The following is a 17,235-nucleotide window of genomic DNA, read 5'->3' on the forward strand; positions in this document are numbered from 1 at the left end:
CGAGCATGAAAAAAGCGCCCCGGAGGGCGCTTTTTTCTTGTGCTTCGATCCGGCGTATCGGGCGCCCGGCCGGGCGAGCGCCGGACGTTACGCGCCGAACGTGATCGGCTGGCCGGCCTGCTGCGTCGCGTAGTCGGTGAGCGCCGCGAAGAACTCGGACCCGGTGCGCGTATCGCGCCATTCGCCGTCGACGAAACGGTAATGGAATCCGCCCGCCTTCGCGGCGATCCACAGTTCCTTCATCGGCGGCTGGAGATTGATGATGATCTTCGAGCCGTTCTCGAACGTCAGCGTCAGCACGCTGCCGTTGCGCTCCAGATCGATGTCGTGGTCGCCGTCGTTCGCGGCGTCCACGGTACGCTCGACGGCCGCCAGCACGGCCTCGGCACGGGCCAGGTATTCAGTATCGGACATGCTAAACTCTATCGGTTAAATTGTTCAGGGACGATCATGCGAGTCGTTTTCCGGATGAGCGCGATTGTAGCGGCTTTGGCGATACTTGCCGGCTGCGGTCAACGCGGCCCGCTCTATCTGCCCACCGTGCCGCCGTTGCCGGCGAAGCCCATCCAGCAACAGGACACGCCGCCGTCGGACGTCACGCCGACCGATGAAAACGCGTCGACCGAAAGCATTCCCGATTCTTCCGGCACGCCGCTCACGCTGTCGCCGGAGCTGTCGAGCGATGCGTCGAGAGCCGCGACGCCCGCATCCGGCCCGGTTGTCGCGCAATAATCGCACCCCGCGGCCCGCGCGGTTTCGTTCGCAACAAAGGCGATGACTTCCCGTCATCGCCTTTTGTTTTTTTCAAGCCCGCATCGTCAAGCACGGATGCGCCGCCAGCCCCATTCAAGCAGCCGCCAGCCGAGCAGCACCGCGACGATCGTCGCGTAGAGCTTCGGCTGCGCGAGATTGTGCTTGCCTGCCCTCATCCACCAGAAATGCAGCACGCCGAACAGCGCAATCGCATAGATTGCGCGATGCAGCGTCGCCCAGTGACGGCCGAGCCGGCGCACCATCGCGCGCGGCGACGTCGCGGCCAGCGGAATCAGCAACACGAACGCGGCGAAGCCGACCGTGATGAACGGACGCTTCCCGACGTCCTTCAGGATCGCGAGCACGTCGAACCACTTGTCGAACCACAGATACGTCGTGAAATGCAGCGTCGCGTAAAAGAACGCGAACAGGCCGATCATCCGGCGAAAGCGCAGCAACGCGGGAACGCCCGTCACGCGCCGAAGCGGCGTGACGGCGAGCGTGATGCAGAGGATCACCAGCGTCCAGAGGCCCGTCGAACGCGTGATGAACTCGATCGGGTTCGCGCCGAGCCGGTCGGTCAGCCCGAACAGCACGAGACGCGCGAGCGGATAGAGACCCGCCGCGAACACCAGCACCTTGGCGGGGGCAAGCCAGCGCGGCGAGGCGGTACGCGCCGCCCCGGCCCCGGCACCACCGGCGGCAGCCGTGCGCATGCCGGACGCGCGCGCGGGTGTCAGCGTGGAGGAAGGAATGTCGTTTCTCACCGGCAAGCTCAGAAGTTCTTTTTCAGGTCCATGCCCTGATACATCGACGCCACGAGATCGCCATAGCCGTTGAACATCAGCGTCTTGCGCTTCGGCGTGAAGAAGCCGTCCTCGCCGATCCGGCGCTCGGTCGCCTGGCTCCAGCGCGGGTGATCGACGTTCGGGTTCACGTTCGAATAGAAGCCGTATTCGTTCGACGCATACGTGTTCCAGCTCGTCTTCGGCTGCTTGTCGACGAAGCGGATCTTCACCAGCGACTTCGCGCTCTTGAAGCCGTACTTCCACGGCACGACGATCCGCACCGGCGCGCCGTTCTGGTTCGGCAGCACCTGGCCGTACACGCCCATCGTCAGCAGCGTCAGCGGATTCATCGCCTCGTCCATCCGCAGCCCTTCCGAATACGGCCAATCGAGCACCGGCGCCGACAGCCCAGGCATCTGCGACGGATCGGCCAGCGTGATGAACTGCACGTATTTCGCGTTGCCGGTCGGCTGCACGCGTTTGATCAGTTCGGACAGCGGCACGCCGATCCACGGAATCACCATCGACCATCCTTCGACGCAACGCAGCCGGTACACGCGCTCCTCGAGCGGCGCGAGCTTCAGCAGTTCGTCGAGATCGAACACCTTCGGGTGCAGCACCTCGCCCTCGACGCTCACGCGCCACGGACGCGGCCGCAGCGTGCCCGCATTCTGGGCCGGGTCGCTCTTGTCGGTGCCGAATTCGTAGAAGTTGTTGTAGGACGTGATGTCCTTGAACGGCGTCACCTTGTCGGCCGCGACGAACCTCGGGTTGGTTTTCGCCGCGAGCTTCGCGGCCCGCGCGTCCGGCGACGCATAGGCCGCGAACGCCGCGCCGCTGTCGCCGAGCAATCCGCCCGCCGCCGCCAGGCCGGCGGCCTGCAATACGCGCCGCCGGTTCTCGAATACCGCGCGCGGCGTAATCTGGCTCTGCGCGATATCACCGCCGGTCAGTACGGTGCGCAAAGAGTGTTTGATCCACATCGTGCTGCTCCTCCTGCATGCGCGGCGCGCACGCTTCATGAGCGTTCGACCCGACCCGTGCTGCGCCGTTCGACGCCCGGACCGCCCGCCCGTTACAAAAGAAAACCGCCGGGCACGCAGTGCGCCGGCGGTCTTTTGTCGGACCAACGTCGGAAATCTTACAGCTTGCCGTAGCTATGCAGCCCGGACAGGAACATGTTGACGCCGAGGAACGCGAACGTCGTCACGAGCAGGCCCGTGAGCGCCCACCAGGCGGCGACCGCGCCACGCAGGCCCTTCATCAGGCGCATGTGCAGCCAGGCCGCGTAGTTGAGCCACACGATCAGCGCCCAGGTTTCCTTCGGGTCCCAGCTCCAGTAACCGCCCCATGCTTCAGCGGCCCACAGCGCGCCGAGGATCGTCGCGATCGTGAAGAACGCGAAGCCGACCGCGATCGACTTGTACATCACGTCGTCGAGCACCTCGAGCGTCGGCAGGCGATCGGCGAGCACGCCGCGCTCCTTCATCAGGTACGCGACCGACACCATCGCCGACAGCGCGAAGCTGCCGTAGCCGATGAAGTTCGCCGGCACGTGAATCTTCATCCACCAGCTCTGCAGCGCCGGCACGAGCGGCTGGATCTGCTGCGCATCGCGCGCGACCGAGTACCACATCAGGAAGCCGACGGCCGCGCTGATGACCAGCAGCACGAACGCGCCGAGCGAGCGCGTGCCGTAGTGGCCTTCGTAATACAGATAAAGCAGCGCGGTGATCAGGCTGAACAACACGAAGACTTCATACAGATTCGACACCGGGATATGCCCGACGTCGGCACCGATCAGGTAGGACTCGTACCAGCGCACCATCAGGCCGGTGAAACCCATCAGCACCGCGACCCACGTCAGTTTCTGGCCGATCGCGGAGCCCGATTCGGAGCGCGCGAGCAGGCCGATCCAGTAGAAGATCGTCGCGAGCACGAACAGCGCGCTCATCCACAGGATCGCGGACTGGCTCGACAGGAAGTACTTGAGGAAGAACGCCGAATCGGCGCGCGCGAGATCGCCCTGGTAGATCTGGATCGACAGCAGCGACAGCACCGCGATCGACGCCATCATCAGCCGCGCAGGCTTCCAGCGCCAGCCGAGCACGACAAGCGCCGGCACCGTGCCGATCATCACCGCCTTGTCGTAGTAATTCATGTGTTCGTTGTAATGCACGAACGCATAGCCCGCACCGACGACGAGTGCCAGGGCGAACAGCCAGTCGATGATCGACAGGCGCGCGAGGAACGGACGGTCGTCGAACAACGGCGCCGGATTCGGGGCCTGGACCGGCCCCGAACGGGAAGAGGAAACTTGAGTGAGATCCATGATGTTACCGGGTGGAATTCTCGGAATCGGAACCGTCGCCGGCGGGCGGACGGGCAGTCGCTGCCGCACCGGCGGGTGCGGCGTCGCGCGGCGTGGCGCGCAAGGCGGCGCCGGCCGCGTCGCGCGTCTGCACGAATTCTTTCTCGAAATCGAAGGTCTTGCGGGCCGTGGACATCGCCATCACCACATCGACGCCCGAACCGGCGTCCTTGAGCCAGAACCAGAGTCGCCGCTCGCGCACGTAGAACATCGAGAAGATGCCGGCGACCAACAGCAGGCTGCCAAGATACACCAGATTCTTGCCGGGTGCGCGCGTCAGCTGAAATACCGAAGCTTGCACCTGCTTGAAGGAGTCGAGCTGCAAATAGACCGGCGATCCGTACAAGAAGCTGTCGGATAGCGCATTGATCGCGTTCTGCACGAAGCGGATCGTATCGGCGCCCTGCTGGGCGGCCGGTTCGCCGGCACGCTCGCGTGCGATCTGCCAGACCTCCCACATCGACCCCTCGAGCATGCGCAGCAGCAGGCTGGCCGCCTTTTCCTGCTCGGCCTTCGGCACCGAGCGGTCGATGAACGTCGCCACCGCCTGGAAGCCACCGATCGGCTGGCCGTCGGCGCCACGGCCGACGCTGTCGTCGCTCGCCGCAAAAAGGGTCAGCACCTTGAACGCGCTGTCCTGCAGGCGGCCGCGCAGCGACGCTTCGGTCGTCGGCAGCGAACGCTGCGCGAAACGTGCGGCGGCGTCGGCACGCACGGCCGGATCCTCGAGCGCGGCGCGCAGGCGCATCCATTCGCCGATCGAATCCTGGCTGTCGGCCGGAATCCGCATGTAGCGGAACGGATCGTTCGGGCTCGCGCGCACGCCGGCGAGGAACACGCGCGTGCCGCCCATGTCGACGGGCAGCATGTAGTTGTTGAATTCGCGCGCCTGGCCGTCCTTGCCGCGAATCTTGTACTGTACCGACGGGCCGATGTTGTGGAGCTGCATCGGCTTCGACGTCTTCGCGCCCGAACCGAGCCGCTCGTCGAACGCTTCCTTGAGCGACTCCGTCTTCGCGACGCCGCGCACGTCCGGCTTGCCGTTCGCGTCCGCCATGTTCTCGACGTTGATCGCGCGGAAGTCGGAGAATTCGATCGTGTCGCCATCGCTGCCCGCCATCTGCAGCGGCGCCGTGCTGCCGATCGTGCCCTTCACCGCGAAGGTCTTCGCGTTTCCGCCCGTCATCGGGTAGGCCGTCATCTCCATCTGCGAGCCGCCGTCCTGGAAGCTCGACTGGTAAATGGACACGCCCTTGTACGTGAACGGCTTGTTGACCTCGACGCGCGCCGGGATCTTCTGGCCCGTCTCGCGATCGATCACGACGATGTCGCTCGCGAACAGCTTCGGCATGCCCGTCGTGTAGTAGTCGACGATGAACTTGTTGAGCTGGATCGAGAACGGCAGGTCCTGGATCAGCGAACCGCTCGGCTGGTTCAGGATCGCGGTCGACACGAACTGGCCTTCCGGCACCCACGCGTAGCCGCGGAACGTCGGGTTCGACGCCGACAACCGATGGTCGGGCGAGATTTCGCTGATCGTCGCGCTCGTGTTGACCGGGCTCTTGCCGAACATCCACATCTGGAATTTGATCGGCAGGTTGCTGTCCAGCAGGCCGCCGATACAGATCACGACGATCGCAAGGTGCGCGGAGATATAGCCCCACTTCGTCAGCGCACCGCGTTTCGCGGAGATCAGCGTTGCACCGTCGGTTTCACGCACGACGTGCTTGTAGCCGGCCTTGGTGACGAACGTGGCAAGCGAGGCCGCGACGGTCGCGCGCGTGCCGGACGCCGAGTATTCGGCCTTGTGGTGGAAGGCGCGCAGGCTGCCTTCGCGCACCTTGTCCTTCCAGCTCTTCGCGTCGGCAAGCATCTTCGGCGCGTTGCGGATCACGCACAGCGAGATCGACACGACGAGGAAGATCAGGATCAGCATGAACCACCACGCGCTGTACACGTTGTACAGGCCCAGCGAGCGGAAGATGTCCGCCCAGAATGGCCCGAACTGGTTCACGTAGTTCGGATACGGGTCATCCTGGGTCAGGACCGTCCCGACGATGCTCGCGATCGACAGCACCACCAACAGTGCGATCGCGAAGCGCATCGAGCTCAGCAACTCGACCGCGCGCCTGGACGCACTTTGACCCGACTTCGACTGCAACCCCGACGTGGTAACGCTCATTCAAACTCCGACTAAGGGGAAACAGCCCCCACGCTCACTATGTTCGCTGCCCCCGAGGGGGCGGTCAGCACTCTTGGGACGGCCCGGCGAGTGCCGACAAAAAAGGGCGAGGCAACCGCAACGGTGCGGCGCCCCACCCTTTTCTTGTTCTGACTCCGGCCGCCCTTCGGGCGTCCGGTCATTCCATTCGCGACCGTCCGTTCAACGCAGGCCCGCGATGTAATCCGCGACGGCCTTGATCTCGTTGTCCGACAGACGCGATGCGATCTGATGCATCGCCTCGTTGTTGTTGCGCGCGCCGACACCCTGCTGGAACGCGGTCAACTGGGCCACCGTGTAATCGGCCCACTGCCCCGACAAACGCGGGTACTGGACCGGAATCCCCTGCCCCGTCGGCCCGTGGCAGCTCGCGCAGGCGGGCACGCCCTTGTCCGCGATGCCGCCGCGATAGATCTTCTGGCCGATCGGCACGGTCGCCGCATCGCGTGCAGTGCCGAGCTTCGTGGACTGCGATCCGTAATACGCGGCGACGTTGCGCATGTCGTCCGCGCTCAACGCGCTCGCAAACCCGACCATCACCGGATTGGTCCGCGCCGGCCCCTTCGCGCCCGGCTGGGCCTTGAAGTCGTTCAACTGCTTGACCAGATATTCGGGATGCTGGCCGGCGAGCTTCGGGAAACTGCCCGATGCGCTGTTGCCGTCGGCGCCGTGACACGACGCGCAGACTTGCCCGGCAATCGCCTTGCCGCGGTCCAGATCCGGCTTTGCCGCATCCGCCGCGTTTGCCTCCGCTACGAAACCTACGAACCCTGCTGCAACCTGAAGCACCATCAGAGACTTGCACAGTCGATTCATTCGCACACCCTGTTTCGTCTTGTGGGAATTTGAGGTTCTGCAAAAAACGACGTCGACCAGTCTACCGCAGAAGCTGCATAAAAGCGCGAGGCAGGCGCCCGCAGCCCTTCGGCAAAACCGGCGTATTGTACAATATCGCGCTGAAAGCTCCCGCGCCTATCGGGGCTACCCCGCCTCCACCAAGCGGCTCGCGCCGCCCCGTCCCTCCGGTTTCCCCCATGGCCTTTTTGCTCCATCAAGCCCGCTTCTACACGACCGTCAACCATCTGCGCGACCTGCCGCCGACGGTGCAACCGGAAATCGCGTTCGCGGGCCGCTCGAATGCCGGCAAATCGACGGCGATCAACGTGCTGTGCAATCAGAAGCGGCTCGCGTTCGCGTCGAAGACGCCCGGCCGCACGCAGCACATCAACTACTTCTCCGTCGGCCCGGCCGCCGAGCCCGTCGCGAACCTCGTCGACCTGCCCGGCTACGGTTACGCGGAAGTGCCGGGGGCCGCGAAGGCCCACTGGGAAATGCTGCTGTCGTCCTATCTCGCGACGCGTTCGCAGCTGTGCGGCCTGATCCTGATGATGGATTCGCGCCGCCCGCTGACCGACCTCGATCGCCGGATGATCGAGTGGTTCGCGCCGACCGGCAAGCCGATCCACACGCTCCTGACGAAGTGCGACAAATTGACGCGCCAGGAAAGCATCAACGCGCTGCGTAACACGCAGAAGGGACTCGACGCGTATCGCGACCAGGGCGTGAAAGGCAAGCTGACCGTCCAACTGTTCTCGGCGCTGAAGCGCACGGGGCTCGACGAGGCACACGAGCTGATCGAGAGCTGGGTGCGGCCGTCCGCCGCCGACGAAAAAGGCGAGCCTGTAGCACAATAAGCGGGCAACGCGCGGCCGGGATCGGCCGTGCGCACCTGACGGCACCTGCGAATTCGGCCGGCTCATAAAAAAACCCGCCGTTGAACGGCGGGTCAAACAGCCTAATCGAAAAACGACAGGCACCCGCTCAGGGAGGAGAAGCGGGGAGCTGCACGCGACGCGTGCCGCTCGATCGCTATCATATACCAACGATCTCGAAAATGACCTAAGGGTTCCGTAAGGTCCTTCTTGCCCTGATTTCTACCAAATCGCCATGAGCTTCCATCCGCTTCATCGTCCGCGCCGGATGCGCCGCGACGACTTCTCCCGGCGCCTGATGCGCGAAAACCGCCTGACCACCGACGACCTGATCTACCCGGTGTTCGTCGTCGACGGCACCAACGAACGCCAGGCCGTCCCGTCGATGCCCGGCGTCGAGCGCGTGTCGGTCGATCTGCTGATGCATGTCGCCGAGCAGTGCGTCGAACTCGGCGTGCCCGTGCTGTCGCTGTTCCCGGCCATCGAGCCGTCGCTGAAAACGCCTGACGGCCGCGAAGCGGCCAATCCGGAAGGCCTGATCCCGCGCGCGGTGCGCGAGCTGAAGAAGCATTTCCCCGAGCTCGGCGTGCTGACCGACGTCGCGCTCGATCCGTACACGAGCCACGGCCAGGACGGCGTGCTCGACGAAAACGGCTACGTGGTCAACGACGACACGATCGAGATCCTGGTCGACCAGGCGCGCGCGCAGGCGGAAGCCGGCGTCGACATAGTCGCGCCGTCGGACATGATGGACGGGCGCATCGGCGCAGTCCGCGAGATGCTGGAAAACGACGGCCATATCCATACGCGCATCATGGCCTATTCGGCCAAGTTCGCGTCGGCGTTCTACGGCCCGTTCCGCGATGCGGTCGGCTCGGCGTCCAATCTGGGCAAGGGCAACAAGATGACCTACCAGATGGATCCGGCGAACAGCGACGAAGCGCTGCGCGAAGTGCGCCTCGACATCGACGAAGGCGCCGACATGGTGATGGTCAAGCCCGGCATGCCGTATCTCGACATCGTGCGCCGCGTGAAGGACGAGTTCCGCTTCCCGACCTACGTGTACCAGGTGAGCGGCGAATACGCGATGCTGAAGGCCGCCGCGATGAACGGCTGGCTCGACCACGACAAGGTCGTGCTCGAATCGCTGCTCGCATTCAAGCGCGCAGGCGCCGACGGTGTCCTCACGTACTTCGCGCTCGACGCTGCCCGTCTGCTGAAAGCGCAGCGCTGAGCCGCACGACGGCGCGTATCAAGAAAAACGGCGGGACACTTCATCGGTGTCCCGCCGTTTTGTATTTGTCGTCCGGTCGGCGTAGCAGGCGCCCATATGCGCGGAGGCGCGCGCCTTACACCGTCGGCACCGCCGCGCGATCGAGGCTGCGCAGGAACGTCTCGGCCGCCTGATAGCCGACCACGCGGCCGATCTCATTGCCGTTGCGATCGAAGAAGATGATGCCCGGCGGCCCGAACAGGTTGAAGCGCTTGAGGAGCGCCTGGTCGGCCGGATTGTTCGCTGTGACGTCCGCGCGCACCAGGTGAAGCTGCGCGAGCCGCGCCTGCACGCGCGAATCGGTGAACGTCAGATGCTCCATTTCCTTGCAGCTCACGCACCAGTCGGCGTAGAAGTCGAGCATCACGGGTCGGCCCGACGTCTTGAGCAGCGCGTCGAGCTCACCGCTGGAGCGCACCGACGCGAACGCGGGGCCCGCCTGCCCGGCCGCCGCGCCGGCTGCCGACGCATCGCCCGACGCATCGCCCGACGCAACCGTGCGCGCCGCGAGTACGGCCAGCGGCTTCACGGGGTCGTTGGAGCCCGCCGCGAGCCCGACGAGCAGCGTCGCGGCCCAGATCGCGAGCGCCGCACCGAGGCCGCGACCGAGACGGCGCCAGATCGACGCGGCGCCGGCATGCGGCGTGAACAGGCCGAGCGCCGCCGCCGCAACGAGCAGCCACAGCGCGGCGAGCACCATCTTCAGCCCGCCCGCGAGCACCGGCCACACGATCCACAGCGCGGCGGCGAGCAGCACGATGCCGAAGAACACCTTCACGCCATCCATCCATGCGCCCGCGCGCGGCAGCACCGTGCCGGCACCGACGCCGACGACGAGCAGCGGCACGCCGAGCCCCAGCCCCATCGCGAACAGCGCGGCACCGCCGAGCCATGCATTGCCGGTGTGCGCAATGAACGCGAGCACCGCGAACAGCGGCGCCGTCATGCACGCGCCGACGACCAGCGCCGACAACGCACCCATCGCGGCGACGGCGACGAAGTGGCCGCCCTGCCGCGCGCGCGACGCTTCGGCCGCGCCGTTCTGCCAGCGCTCGGGCAACGCGATGTCCTTGCCGGAAATCAGCGATACCGCGAATGCCGTGAGCAGCACGCCGAACGCGCCGAGCACCCACGGGTTCTGCAACCACGCGCCAAGGCTCTGGCCGACCAGCGCCGCCGCGATGCCCAGCACCGTATAGACGAGCGCCATGCCGACCACGTACGTCAGCGACAGCGCAAAGCCGCGCGCATGCGTCGCCCGCGTGCCCTGGCCGATGATGATCGCCGACACGATCGGAATCATCGGATACGAACAGGGCAGGAGACTCAGCACGACGCCCGCGACGAAATACAGCGCGACGATCGTGAAGAAGCCGTGCCCCTCGAGCAGCGACTGCGCGAAATCCGCGCTCGTGACCTTGTCGAACCAGTTGCCCGAGGCCGGTGCGCCGTCGGCCGGCGCGGCCGCGCCCAGCGCCGCGCCGTCGACCTTCACGACGTGCTCCGCGGGCGGATAGCAGATCCCTTCGTCGGCACACCCCTGCGACGTCACCGCGAGCTCGAACGGCCCCGCCGCCTGCTTGACCGGCACATGAATCACGACCTCGTCGCGATACGTCTCGACTTCCTTCTGGAACGTCTGGTCGAACTTCACATGACCGGCCGGGAACAGTGGATCGCCGAGCGTCGCCTGCCCGCCCTTCACCGCGAAAGCGAACCGCTCTCGGTACAGGTAATAGCCATTGGCGACCTTGAAGCGGACGTCCACCTGCCCCGGCGCTTCGCTCGCGCTGAATTTGAATGCGACCGACGGATCGAGAAAATCGTCGGCCGCGCGCGCGACCGACAGGCCGCCCAGCATGAACATGAACGACAACAGGACTGCGAGGACCCGCAGCGCGCGCACGCGCACGGAAAGCGCCATACCGTTAAACATGAAATAGACGTTGAGTTTCGCTGGTCACCCATTGGCCGTATGCGGCCGAAGCCGTCGCCTGCCACGAGACGATTTCCGGCGTCTCGTACGGATGATGCGCGAGAATAAATCGCTCCAGTTCGAGCGAGCGCACGGGGCTCGTCTTGAACAGCAACTGGATCTCGTCGGCCGTCTCGACCTTGCCCTGCCAGTGATAGCGCGACTTGATCGCACCGAGCTCCGATACGCACGCGGCAAGCCGCGCATCGAGCGCGCCGTCGGCGAGCGCTGCGGCCGTCGCCGCGTCCGGCACCGTCGTCAGCATCAACACCACCACCATACGCGCCCTCCTGGCTGGTTTTTACCGGCTTCCGCCGCCACGATCGGCCCATCGAAGGCCCGCGCCGACAGTTCCGTATCGTAGCGCAGCCTGCGCGACGCTGCCGGCCGCGGGCTGCGACAATCGATCGCAGCCCGCGGCGCCACAAAAACAAAAAGGGCCAAGCATTTGCCCGGCCCTTTTCAGATACTGCTGCGTACTGGAAGCTTACTCGGCTTCTTGCACGTTTTCCGTTTCGTCGACTTCCGGACGATCGAGCAGCTCGACCAGTGCCATCGGTGCGTTGTCGCCGACGCGGAAGCCGAACTTCAGCACGCGCAGGTAGCCGCCCGGACGGTTCGCGAAACGCGGACCGAGCACGTCGAACAGCTTCGCCACCGAGTCACGATCGCGCAGGCGGTTGAATGCCAAGCGACGGTTTGCCAGCGACGGCTTCTTGCCGAGCGTGATCAGCGGCTCGACGACTTTACGGAGTTCCTTCGCCTTCGGTAGCGTCGTCTTGATGACTTCGTGCTCGATCAGCGAGTTGGACATGTTACGGAGCATAGCCAGACGGTGGCTGCTCGTGCGGTTCAGTTTCCGCAGACCATGACGATGGCGCATTTCAGTTTCCTTGATTCAAAGTTTTGATCCAGCTCTTCTATCGCACCGCTGGGGTGCACGGGCCGGTAACGAAAAAAGCAAGATGCGGATTTTAAAGGAAAATCCGCATCTTTGCCAACTACAGCAACAACCGGGCTTACTTGTCGAGACCAGCCGGCGGCCAGTTTTCGAGCTTCATGCCCAGCGTGAGACCGCGCGAAGCGAGCACTTCCTTGATCTCGTTGAGCGACTTGCGACCGAGGTTCGGCGTCTTCAGCAGCTCGTTTTCCGTGCGCTGGATCAGGTCGCCGATGTAGTAGATGTTCTCGGCCTTCAGGCAGTTCGCCGAACGAACCGTCAGCTCGAGATCATCCACCGGACGCAGCAGGATCGGATCGATCTGCGGTGCGCGCGACGGTGCCTCTGCAGCCGTTTCCGTGCCTTCCAGTGCCGCGAACACGGACAGCTGGTCGACCAGGATGCGGGCCGATTGACGGATCGCCTCTTCCGGGGTGATCACGCCGCTCGTCTCGATGTTCATCACGAGCTTGTCGAGGTCGGTACGCTGCTCGACACGTGCGCTTTCGACTGCGTAGCTCACGCGGCGAACCGGCGAGAACGACGCGTCGAGAACGATGCGGCCGATGATCTTGGCCGTGTCTTCGCCATAGCGACGGACGTTGCCGGGCACGTAGCCGCGACCCTTTTCGATCTTGATCTGAACGTCGAGCTTGCCGCCCTTCGACAGGTGTGCGATCACGTGATTCGGGTTGATGACTTCGCAATCGTGAGCCAGCTCGATATCGCCGGCCGTGACGACGCCTTCGCCTTCCTTGCGCAGGGTCACCGTCACTTCGTCACGGTTGTGCAGCTTGAACACCACACCCTTCAGGTTCAGCAGCAGGTTGACGACGTCCTCTTGCACGCCATCAAGCGTCGAATACTCGTGCACCACGCCGGCGATCGTGACTTCGGTCGGCGCGTAGCCAACCATCGACGACAGCAGCACGCGGCGAAGCGCATTGCCCAAGGTGTGGCCGTAACCGCGTTCGAACGGTTCCATGACCACCCTCGCGTGGTTCTCGCCCAGCGATTCCACGGCGATGATCTTGGGTTTCAGCAAACTGGTTTGCATGGGCTTTCCTTTTCAATACCCTCGGCTCGTTACACCGATAAGGCTGACCGGTAACAACCAGAAAATAAACAGCCGAGGCCCCTCCTTGCGTAACGCAATCGGGGTACCTCGGCCGTCAATCGGATTAACGCGAATACAATTCGACGATCAGGCTTTCGTTGATGTCGCCTGCGATGTCAGCGCGTTCCGGCATTTGCTTGAACGTGCCTTCGAACTTCTTCGCATCGACTGCAACCCAGCTCGGCATGCCGCCTTGCTCGGCCAGCGACAGCGCTTCGACGATACGCGCCTGCTTCTTTGCCTTTTCGCGGATCGCGACGACGTCACCCGCCTTCACTTGCTGCGACGGCACGTTCGCGACGACGCCGTTCACGGTGATCGACTTGTGGCTCACCAGCTGACGCGCTTCAGCGCGGGTCGAGCCGAAGCCCATGCGATACACGACGTTGTCGAGACGCGACTCGAGCAGTTGCAGCAGGTTTTCACCCGTGTTGCCCTTGCGACGGTCGGCTTCAGCGAAGTAGCGGCGGAACTGACGCTCCAGGACGCCGTAGATGCGCTTGACCTTTTGCTTTTCGCGCAGCTGCGTACCATAGTCGGACGTACGTGCGCCCGAGGTACGGCCGTGCTGACCCGGCTTGCTGTCGAGCTTGCACTTGTCGGCGAGCGAGCGGCGCGCGCTCTTCAGGAACAGGTCGGTGCCTTCACGGCGGGACAGCTTGGCCTTAGGGCCGATATAACGTGCCACTTTGCATTCCTTTATCAATCAGTCACGCGGATCGAAATCCGCGCTAGTTCGCGCCCTTTGGGGCGAACGGTGGGCTTAGTCAATCAAAAAAGCAACGCCCGTCGACGCTACGCGGCGACAGGCAAATGTGCCAGCACGAACGTGCCAGCACATTCTTAGATACGACGGCGCTTCGGCGGACGGCAGCCGTTGTGCGGAATCGGGGTGACGTCCGAAATCGCGGTGATCTTGATGCCGAGGCCATGCAGTGCGCGCACTGCCGACTCACGACCCGGGCCCGGGCCCTTGATCCGCACTTCCAGATTCTTCACGCCGTATTCCATCGCCACGCGACCGGCCGACTCAGCAGCAACCTGAGCAGCGAACGGCGTCGACTTGCGCGAGCCCTTGAAGCCCTGGCCGCCCGACGTCGCCCATGCCAGTGCATTGCCCTGGCGATCGGTGATCGTGATGATCGTGTTGTTGAACGACGCGTGAACGTGAACCACGCCTTCAGCGACGTTCTTCTTAACCTTCTTGCGAACGCGTTGCGCCGCGGTGTTCGAAGCCTTAGCCATTACGTTTTCCTGTAACTGTCAGTTCCGCTTACTTCTTCAGCGCTTGCGCTGCACGACGCGGACCCTTGCGGGTACGTGCGTTCGTACGCGTACGCTGACCGCGCATCGGCAGGCCCTTGCGATGACGAACACCACGGTAGCAACCGAGGTCCATCAGGCGCTTGATGTTCATCGTCACTTCACGGCGAAGATCGCCTTCGACGATGAACTTGCCCACTTCTTCACGCAGCTTTTCGAGGTCTGCGTCGGTCAGGTCCTTGACCTTCTTCGAGAATTCCACGCCAGCTGCCGTGCAGATGCTGCGCGAGCGCGTGCGGCCGATACCGAAGATTGCCGTCAGGCCGATCTCGGTATGCTGGTGATTCGGGATGTTAACCCCTGCGATACGAGCCATTGTTTTTCCTCAAACAAAAAGCGCAAACAAACGCGCGGTCAGCCTTGGCGCTGCTTGTGGCGCGGATCCGAGCTGCAGATCACGCGAACGACGCCTTTGCGCTTGATGATCTTGCAATTGCGGCAAATGCGCTTAACCGATGCCATCACTTTCATGATAATACCCTTTTTTCAAATCACTTCGCCCGGAACACGATCCGCGCACGAGACAGATCGTAAGGCGTCAATTCAACCGTCACCTTGTCGCCCGGCAGGATGCGGATGTAGTGCATCCGCATCTTCCCGGAGATATGCCCCAACACGACATGGCCGTTTTCCAGCTTCACACGGAAGGTCGCATTCGGGAGGTTTTCGATCACCTCACCTTGCATCTGGATTACATCGTCTTTGGCCATAGTCCTTAATTAACGCATTGGGATGTTGCCGCCCTTGAAGTTTGCCTTCTTGAGCAGCGACTCATACTGTTGCGACATAACGTACGACTGCACCTGCGCCATGAAGTCCATCGTGACGACGACAATGATCAGCAGCGACGTTCCACCAAAATAAAACGGCACGTTCCAGCGCAGCACCAGGAATTCCGGCAGCAGACACACGAAGACGATGTAGATCGCACCGGCCAGCGTCAGACGCGTCAGGATGCGGTCGATATATCGTGCGGTCTGATCGCCCGGACGAATGCCCGGAACAAACGCGCCGCTCTTCTTCAGGTTGTCCGCGGTTTCCCTGCTGTTGAACACCAGTGCGGTGTAGAAGAAGCAGAAAAACACGATTGCCAGCGTGTACAGCAGCACATAGACCGGCTGACCCGGCTTCAGCGCCTCCGCGACGTTATGCAACGTGTTGGAGATCCAGCTTCCCGACGGCTGACCCGTGCTGAACCAGCCGAGAATCGTGGCCGGAAACAGGATGATCGACGACGCGAAGATCGGCGGAATCACGCCCGACATGTTCAGCTTCAGCGGCAAGTGCGACGACTGGCCACCGTAGATCTTGTTGCCGACCTGGCGCTTCGCGTAGTTCACGAGGATCTTGCGCTGACCGCGTTCGATGAACACGACCAGGTAAGTCACCGCGGCAATCAGAACGACGATGATGATCGCCGAAATGATGCTCATCGAACCCGTGCGCACCAGCTCGAACAGCCCACCGACGGCATTCGGGAACCCTGCTGCGATCCCGCCGAAGATGATGATCGAGATGCCGTTGCCCAGACCACGCTCGGTGATCTGCTCACCCAGCCACATCAGGAACATCGTGCCGGTAACCAGCGTCACGACCGTCGTCAGCCGGAACAGCATGCCGGGGTCGATCACGAGGCCCGGCTGGTTTTCCAGCGCAGCCGCGATACCGAACGCCTGGAAGGTCGCGAGCACCACGGTGAAATACCGCGTGTACTGCGTGATCTTCCGTTGCCCTGCCTGCCCTTCCTTCTTCAGCGCCTCGAGCTGCGGCGAGACGATCGCCAGCAACTGCATGATGATCGACGCCGAGATGTACGGCATGATCCCCAGCGCAAAGATCGTGAAGCGGGAAAGCGCGCCACCCGAGAACATGTTGAACATGCCCAGGATGCCGCCCGCCTGACTCTGGAACAGCTTCGCCAGTTGATCCGGATCGATGCCCGGCACGGGGATGTGCGCGCCGATGCGATAGACGATCAGCGCCAGGAGCAGGAACATCGCTCGCCGACGCAGATCGCCGAATTTCGCCGTGCTTCGACCGGGTTTTGCAAGACTCGGGCTGTTAGCCAAGTACCTTCTCCGATGAATGCAAGTAACGACGCGCTACGCGTGTCACTCGGCGAACGAACCGCCAGCCGCTTCGATCGCAGCGCGCGCACCCTTGGTGGCACCGAGACCCTTCACGACGATCTTGCGCTTCAGTTCGCCCGTCGCGATGATCTTTGCGCTCTTCGTCAGCTCGCCGACCAGGCCGGCTTGCTTCAGTGCGAGCAGATCGATTTCATCGACCGGCAGCTTCTCGAGGTCGCCCAGGCGCACTTCACCGACGAATTCCTTCGTCAGCGACGTGAAGCCGCGCTTCGGCAGACGACGTTGCAGCGGCATCTGACCGCCTTCGAAACCGACTTTGTGGAAGCCGCCCGAACGCGATTTCTGACCCTTGTGACCACGGCCAGCCGTCTTGCCGAGGCCCGAACCGATGCCGCGGCCGACGCGACGCTTGGCGTGCTTGGCGCCAGCGGCCGGCTTCAGGTTATTCAATTCCATATCAACTCCTTGATCCGTAGGGCCGCTTACGCGATGACCTTAACGAGGTACGAGACCTTGTTGATCATGCCGCGGACCGCCGGCGTGTCCTGCAGCTCGCTAACCGAGTTGAGTCGGCGCAGGCCCAGGCCACGCACGGTCGCGCGGTGCGATTCGCGGGTCCCGATCAGGCTCTTAACGAGCTGAACCTTGACAGTTTTTTCAGACATGGTGACC

At 63.6% G+C, this 17,235-nt stretch carries 21 protein-coding genes; 3 read left to right on the forward strand and 18 right to left on the reverse strand.

Annotated elements, in window-relative coordinates; translation table 11 throughout:
- Window positions 1-87: 87 nt before the first annotated feature.
- Window positions 88-414, reverse strand: a complete 327-nt coding sequence (gene cyaY, locus ACV22V_RS30735; RefSeq protein WP_059692387.1) for an iron donor protein CyaY — start codon at window positions 412-414, stop codon at window positions 88-90.
- A 36-nt stretch (window positions 415-450) separates the two neighbouring features.
- Here cyaY and lptM point away from each other — a divergent pair, with 36 nt between their 5' ends.
- On the forward strand, window positions 451-732 hold the full coding sequence (gene lptM / locus ACV22V_RS30740; protein ID WP_059535586.1) for an LPS translocon maturation chaperone LptM: 282 nt from the start codon (window positions 451-453) through the stop codon (window positions 730-732).
- An 86-nt stretch (window positions 733-818) separates the two neighbouring features.
- Here the strand turns inward: lptM and msrQ are convergent, their stop codons facing one another.
- From msrQ to ACV22V_RS30765, 5 genes are all read right to left on the reverse strand, one after another.
- Window positions 819-1,508 (reverse strand): protein-methionine-sulfoxide reductase heme-binding subunit MsrQ, encoded by a 690-nt coding sequence (gene msrQ, locus ACV22V_RS30745; RefSeq protein ID WP_448016498.1) that lies wholly within the window; start codon window positions 1,506-1,508, stop codon window positions 819-821.
- Between the two features lie 20 nt (window positions 1,509-1,528).
- Window positions 1,529-2,524, reverse strand: coding sequence for a protein-methionine-sulfoxide reductase catalytic subunit MsrP (gene msrP / locus ACV22V_RS30750; protein ID WP_448016492.1), 996 nt, complete (start codon window positions 2,522-2,524; stop codon window positions 1,529-1,531).
- Window positions 2,525-2,682: 158 nt separating this feature from the next.
- Window positions 2,683-3,873 carry a c-type cytochrome biogenesis protein CcsB gene (gene ccsB, locus ACV22V_RS30755; RefSeq protein WP_059692389.1) on the reverse strand — a complete coding sequence of 397 codons (1,191 nt, stop codon included), beginning with the start codon at window positions 3,871-3,873 and terminating at the stop codon, window positions 2,683-2,685.
- Between the two features lie 4 nt (window positions 3,874-3,877).
- Window positions 3,878-6,094 carry a cytochrome c biogenesis protein ResB gene (locus ACV22V_RS30760; RefSeq protein WP_448016493.1) on the reverse strand — a complete coding sequence of 739 codons (2,217 nt, stop codon included), beginning with the start codon at window positions 6,092-6,094 and terminating at the stop codon, window positions 3,878-3,880.
- A 201-nt stretch (window positions 6,095-6,295) separates the two neighbouring features.
- Window positions 6,296-6,949: a c-type cytochrome gene (locus ACV22V_RS30765; RefSeq protein ID WP_448016499.1), complete on the reverse strand. Its 654-nt coding sequence runs from the start codon at window positions 6,947-6,949 to the stop codon at window positions 6,296-6,298.
- Between the two features lie 218 nt (window positions 6,950-7,167).
- On the opposite strand from ACV22V_RS30765, the gene yihA reads away from it, so the two are divergent.
- Window positions 7,168-7,827: a ribosome biogenesis GTP-binding protein YihA/YsxC gene (gene yihA / locus ACV22V_RS30770; RefSeq protein WP_059505749.1), complete on the forward strand. Its 660-nt coding sequence runs from the start codon at window positions 7,168-7,170 to the stop codon at window positions 7,825-7,827.
- 253 nt (window positions 7,828-8,080) lie between these two features.
- On the forward strand, window positions 8,081-9,079 hold the full coding sequence (hemB, locus tag ACV22V_RS30775) for a porphobilinogen synthase (RefSeq protein WP_448016494.1): 999 nt from the start codon (window positions 8,081-8,083) through the stop codon (window positions 9,077-9,079).
- Between the two features lie 115 nt (window positions 9,080-9,194).
- Here the strand turns inward: hemB and dsbD are convergent, their stop codons facing one another.
- The 12 genes from dsbD to rpmD all read right to left on the reverse strand — a co-directional run bounded on the left by dsbD (window position 9,195) and on the right by rpmD (window position 17,228).
- On the reverse strand, window positions 9,195-11,054 hold the full coding sequence (dsbD, locus tag ACV22V_RS30780; RefSeq protein ID WP_448016495.1) for a protein-disulfide reductase DsbD: 1,860 nt from the start codon (window positions 11,052-11,054) through the stop codon (window positions 9,195-9,197).
- Window positions 11,047-11,373, reverse strand: a complete 327-nt coding sequence (gene cutA / locus ACV22V_RS30785; RefSeq protein WP_057924809.1) for a divalent-cation tolerance protein CutA — start codon at window positions 11,371-11,373, stop codon at window positions 11,047-11,049. Before cutA ends, dsbD begins: the two co-directional genes overlap by 8 nt.
- A gap of 207 nt (window positions 11,374-11,580) precedes the next feature.
- Window positions 11,581-11,976, reverse strand: coding sequence for a 50S ribosomal protein L17 (gene rplQ / locus ACV22V_RS30790; RefSeq protein WP_006477175.1), 396 nt, complete (start codon window positions 11,974-11,976; stop codon window positions 11,581-11,583).
- Between the two features lie 136 nt (window positions 11,977-12,112).
- Window positions 12,113-13,090 carry a DNA-directed RNA polymerase subunit alpha gene (locus ACV22V_RS30795; RefSeq protein WP_006477176.1) on the reverse strand — a complete coding sequence of 326 codons (978 nt, stop codon included), beginning with the start codon at window positions 13,088-13,090 and terminating at the stop codon, window positions 12,113-12,115.
- Window positions 13,091-13,214: 124 nt separating this feature from the next.
- Complete coding sequence (gene rpsD, locus ACV22V_RS30800) at window positions 13,215-13,838, reverse strand: 30S ribosomal protein S4 (protein ID WP_012362893.1); 624 nt, start codon at window positions 13,836-13,838, stop codon at window positions 13,215-13,217.
- 155 nt (window positions 13,839-13,993) lie between these two features.
- Complete coding sequence (gene rpsK / locus ACV22V_RS30805; RefSeq protein WP_004197937.1) at window positions 13,994-14,395, reverse strand: 30S ribosomal protein S11; 402 nt, start codon at window positions 14,393-14,395, stop codon at window positions 13,994-13,996.
- A 28-nt stretch (window positions 14,396-14,423) separates the two neighbouring features.
- Complete coding sequence (rpsM, locus tag ACV22V_RS30810) at window positions 14,424-14,789, reverse strand: 30S ribosomal protein S13 (RefSeq protein WP_039323572.1); 366 nt, start codon at window positions 14,787-14,789, stop codon at window positions 14,424-14,426.
- A gap of 38 nt (window positions 14,790-14,827) precedes the next feature.
- Window positions 14,828-14,944, reverse strand: a complete 117-nt coding sequence (gene rpmJ, locus ACV22V_RS30815; protein WP_004199844.1) for a 50S ribosomal protein L36 — start codon at window positions 14,942-14,944, stop codon at window positions 14,828-14,830.
- A 20-nt stretch (window positions 14,945-14,964) separates the two neighbouring features.
- Window positions 14,965-15,183: a translation initiation factor IF-1 gene (infA, locus tag ACV22V_RS30820; RefSeq protein ID WP_004521905.1), complete on the reverse strand. Its 219-nt coding sequence runs from the start codon at window positions 15,181-15,183 to the stop codon at window positions 14,965-14,967.
- Between the two features lie 9 nt (window positions 15,184-15,192).
- Window positions 15,193-16,542 (reverse strand): preprotein translocase subunit SecY, encoded by a 1,350-nt coding sequence (gene secY, locus ACV22V_RS30825; RefSeq protein WP_006400642.1) that lies wholly within the window; start codon window positions 16,540-16,542, stop codon window positions 15,193-15,195.
- Window positions 16,543-16,584: 42 nt separating this feature from the next.
- Window positions 16,585-17,019 (reverse strand): 50S ribosomal protein L15, encoded by a 435-nt coding sequence (gene rplO / locus ACV22V_RS30830; RefSeq protein ID WP_006482880.1) that lies wholly within the window; start codon window positions 17,017-17,019, stop codon window positions 16,585-16,587.
- A gap of 26 nt (window positions 17,020-17,045) precedes the next feature.
- Window positions 17,046-17,228, reverse strand: a complete 183-nt coding sequence (gene rpmD, locus ACV22V_RS30835) for a 50S ribosomal protein L30 (RefSeq protein ID WP_006400644.1) — start codon at window positions 17,226-17,228, stop codon at window positions 17,046-17,048.
- Between the last annotated feature and the right edge of the window lie 7 nt (window positions 17,229-17,235).

It is taken from the genome of Burkholderia sp. AW33-5 (genome assembly GCF_053427615.1).

Excerpts from the sequence above, each read along its gene's own strand:
- cyaY (WP_059692387.1), bottom strand. The coding sequence starts at position 414 with ATGTCCGATACTGAATACCTGGCCCGTGCCGAGGCCGTGCTGGCGGCC.
- lptM (WP_059535586.1), top strand. The coding sequence starts at position 451 with ATGCGAGTCGTTTTCCGGATGAGCGCGATTGTAGCGGCTTTGGCGATA.
- msrP (WP_448016492.1), bottom strand. The coding sequence starts at position 2,524 with ATGTGGATCAAACACTCTTTGCGCACCGTACTGACCGGCGGTGATATC.
- ccsB (WP_059692389.1), bottom strand. The coding sequence starts at position 3,873 with ATGGATCTCACTCAAGTTTCCTCTTCCCGTTCGGGGCCGGTCCAGGCC.
- ACV22V_RS30760 (WP_448016493.1), bottom strand. The coding sequence starts at position 6,094 with ATGAGCGTTACCACGTCGGGGTTGCAGTCGAAGTCGGGTCAAAGTGCG.
- ACV22V_RS30765 (WP_448016499.1), bottom strand. The coding sequence starts at position 6,949 with ATGAATCGACTGTGCAAGTCTCTGATGGTGCTTCAGGTTGCAGCAGGG.
- yihA (WP_059505749.1), top strand. The coding sequence starts at position 7,168 with ATGGCCTTTTTGCTCCATCAAGCCCGCTTCTACACGACCGTCAACCAT.
- hemB (WP_448016494.1), top strand. The coding sequence starts at position 8,081 with ATGAGCTTCCATCCGCTTCATCGTCCGCGCCGGATGCGCCGCGACGAC.
- dsbD (WP_448016495.1), bottom strand. The coding sequence starts at position 11,054 with ATGTTTAACGGTATGGCGCTTTCCGTGCGCGTGCGCGCGCTGCGGGTC.
- cutA (WP_057924809.1), bottom strand. The coding sequence starts at position 11,373 with ATGGTGGTGGTGTTGATGCTGACGACGGTGCCGGACGCGGCGACGGCC.
- rplQ (WP_006477175.1), bottom strand. The coding sequence starts at position 11,976 with ATGCGCCATCGTCATGGTCTGCGGAAACTGAACCGCACGAGCAGCCAC.
- ACV22V_RS30795 (WP_006477176.1), bottom strand. The coding sequence starts at position 13,090 with ATGCAAACCAGTTTGCTGAAACCCAAGATCATCGCCGTGGAATCGCTG.
- rpsK (WP_004197937.1), bottom strand. The coding sequence starts at position 14,395 with ATGGCTAAGGCTTCGAACACCGCGGCGCAACGCGTTCGCAAGAAGGTT.
- rpsM (WP_039323572.1), bottom strand. The coding sequence starts at position 14,789 with ATGGCTCGTATCGCAGGGGTTAACATCCCGAATCACCAGCATACCGAG.
- rpmJ (WP_004199844.1), bottom strand. The coding sequence starts at position 14,944 with ATGAAAGTGATGGCATCGGTTAAGCGCATTTGCCGCAATTGCAAGATC.
- infA (WP_004521905.1), bottom strand. The coding sequence starts at position 15,183 with ATGGCCAAAGACGATGTAATCCAGATGCAAGGTGAGGTGATCGAAAAC.
- rplO (WP_006482880.1), bottom strand. The coding sequence starts at position 17,019 with ATGGAATTGAATAACCTGAAGCCGGCCGCTGGCGCCAAGCACGCCAAG.
- rpmD (WP_006400644.1), bottom strand. The coding sequence starts at position 17,228 with ATGTCTGAAAAAACTGTCAAGGTTCAGCTCGTTAAGAGCCTGATCGGG.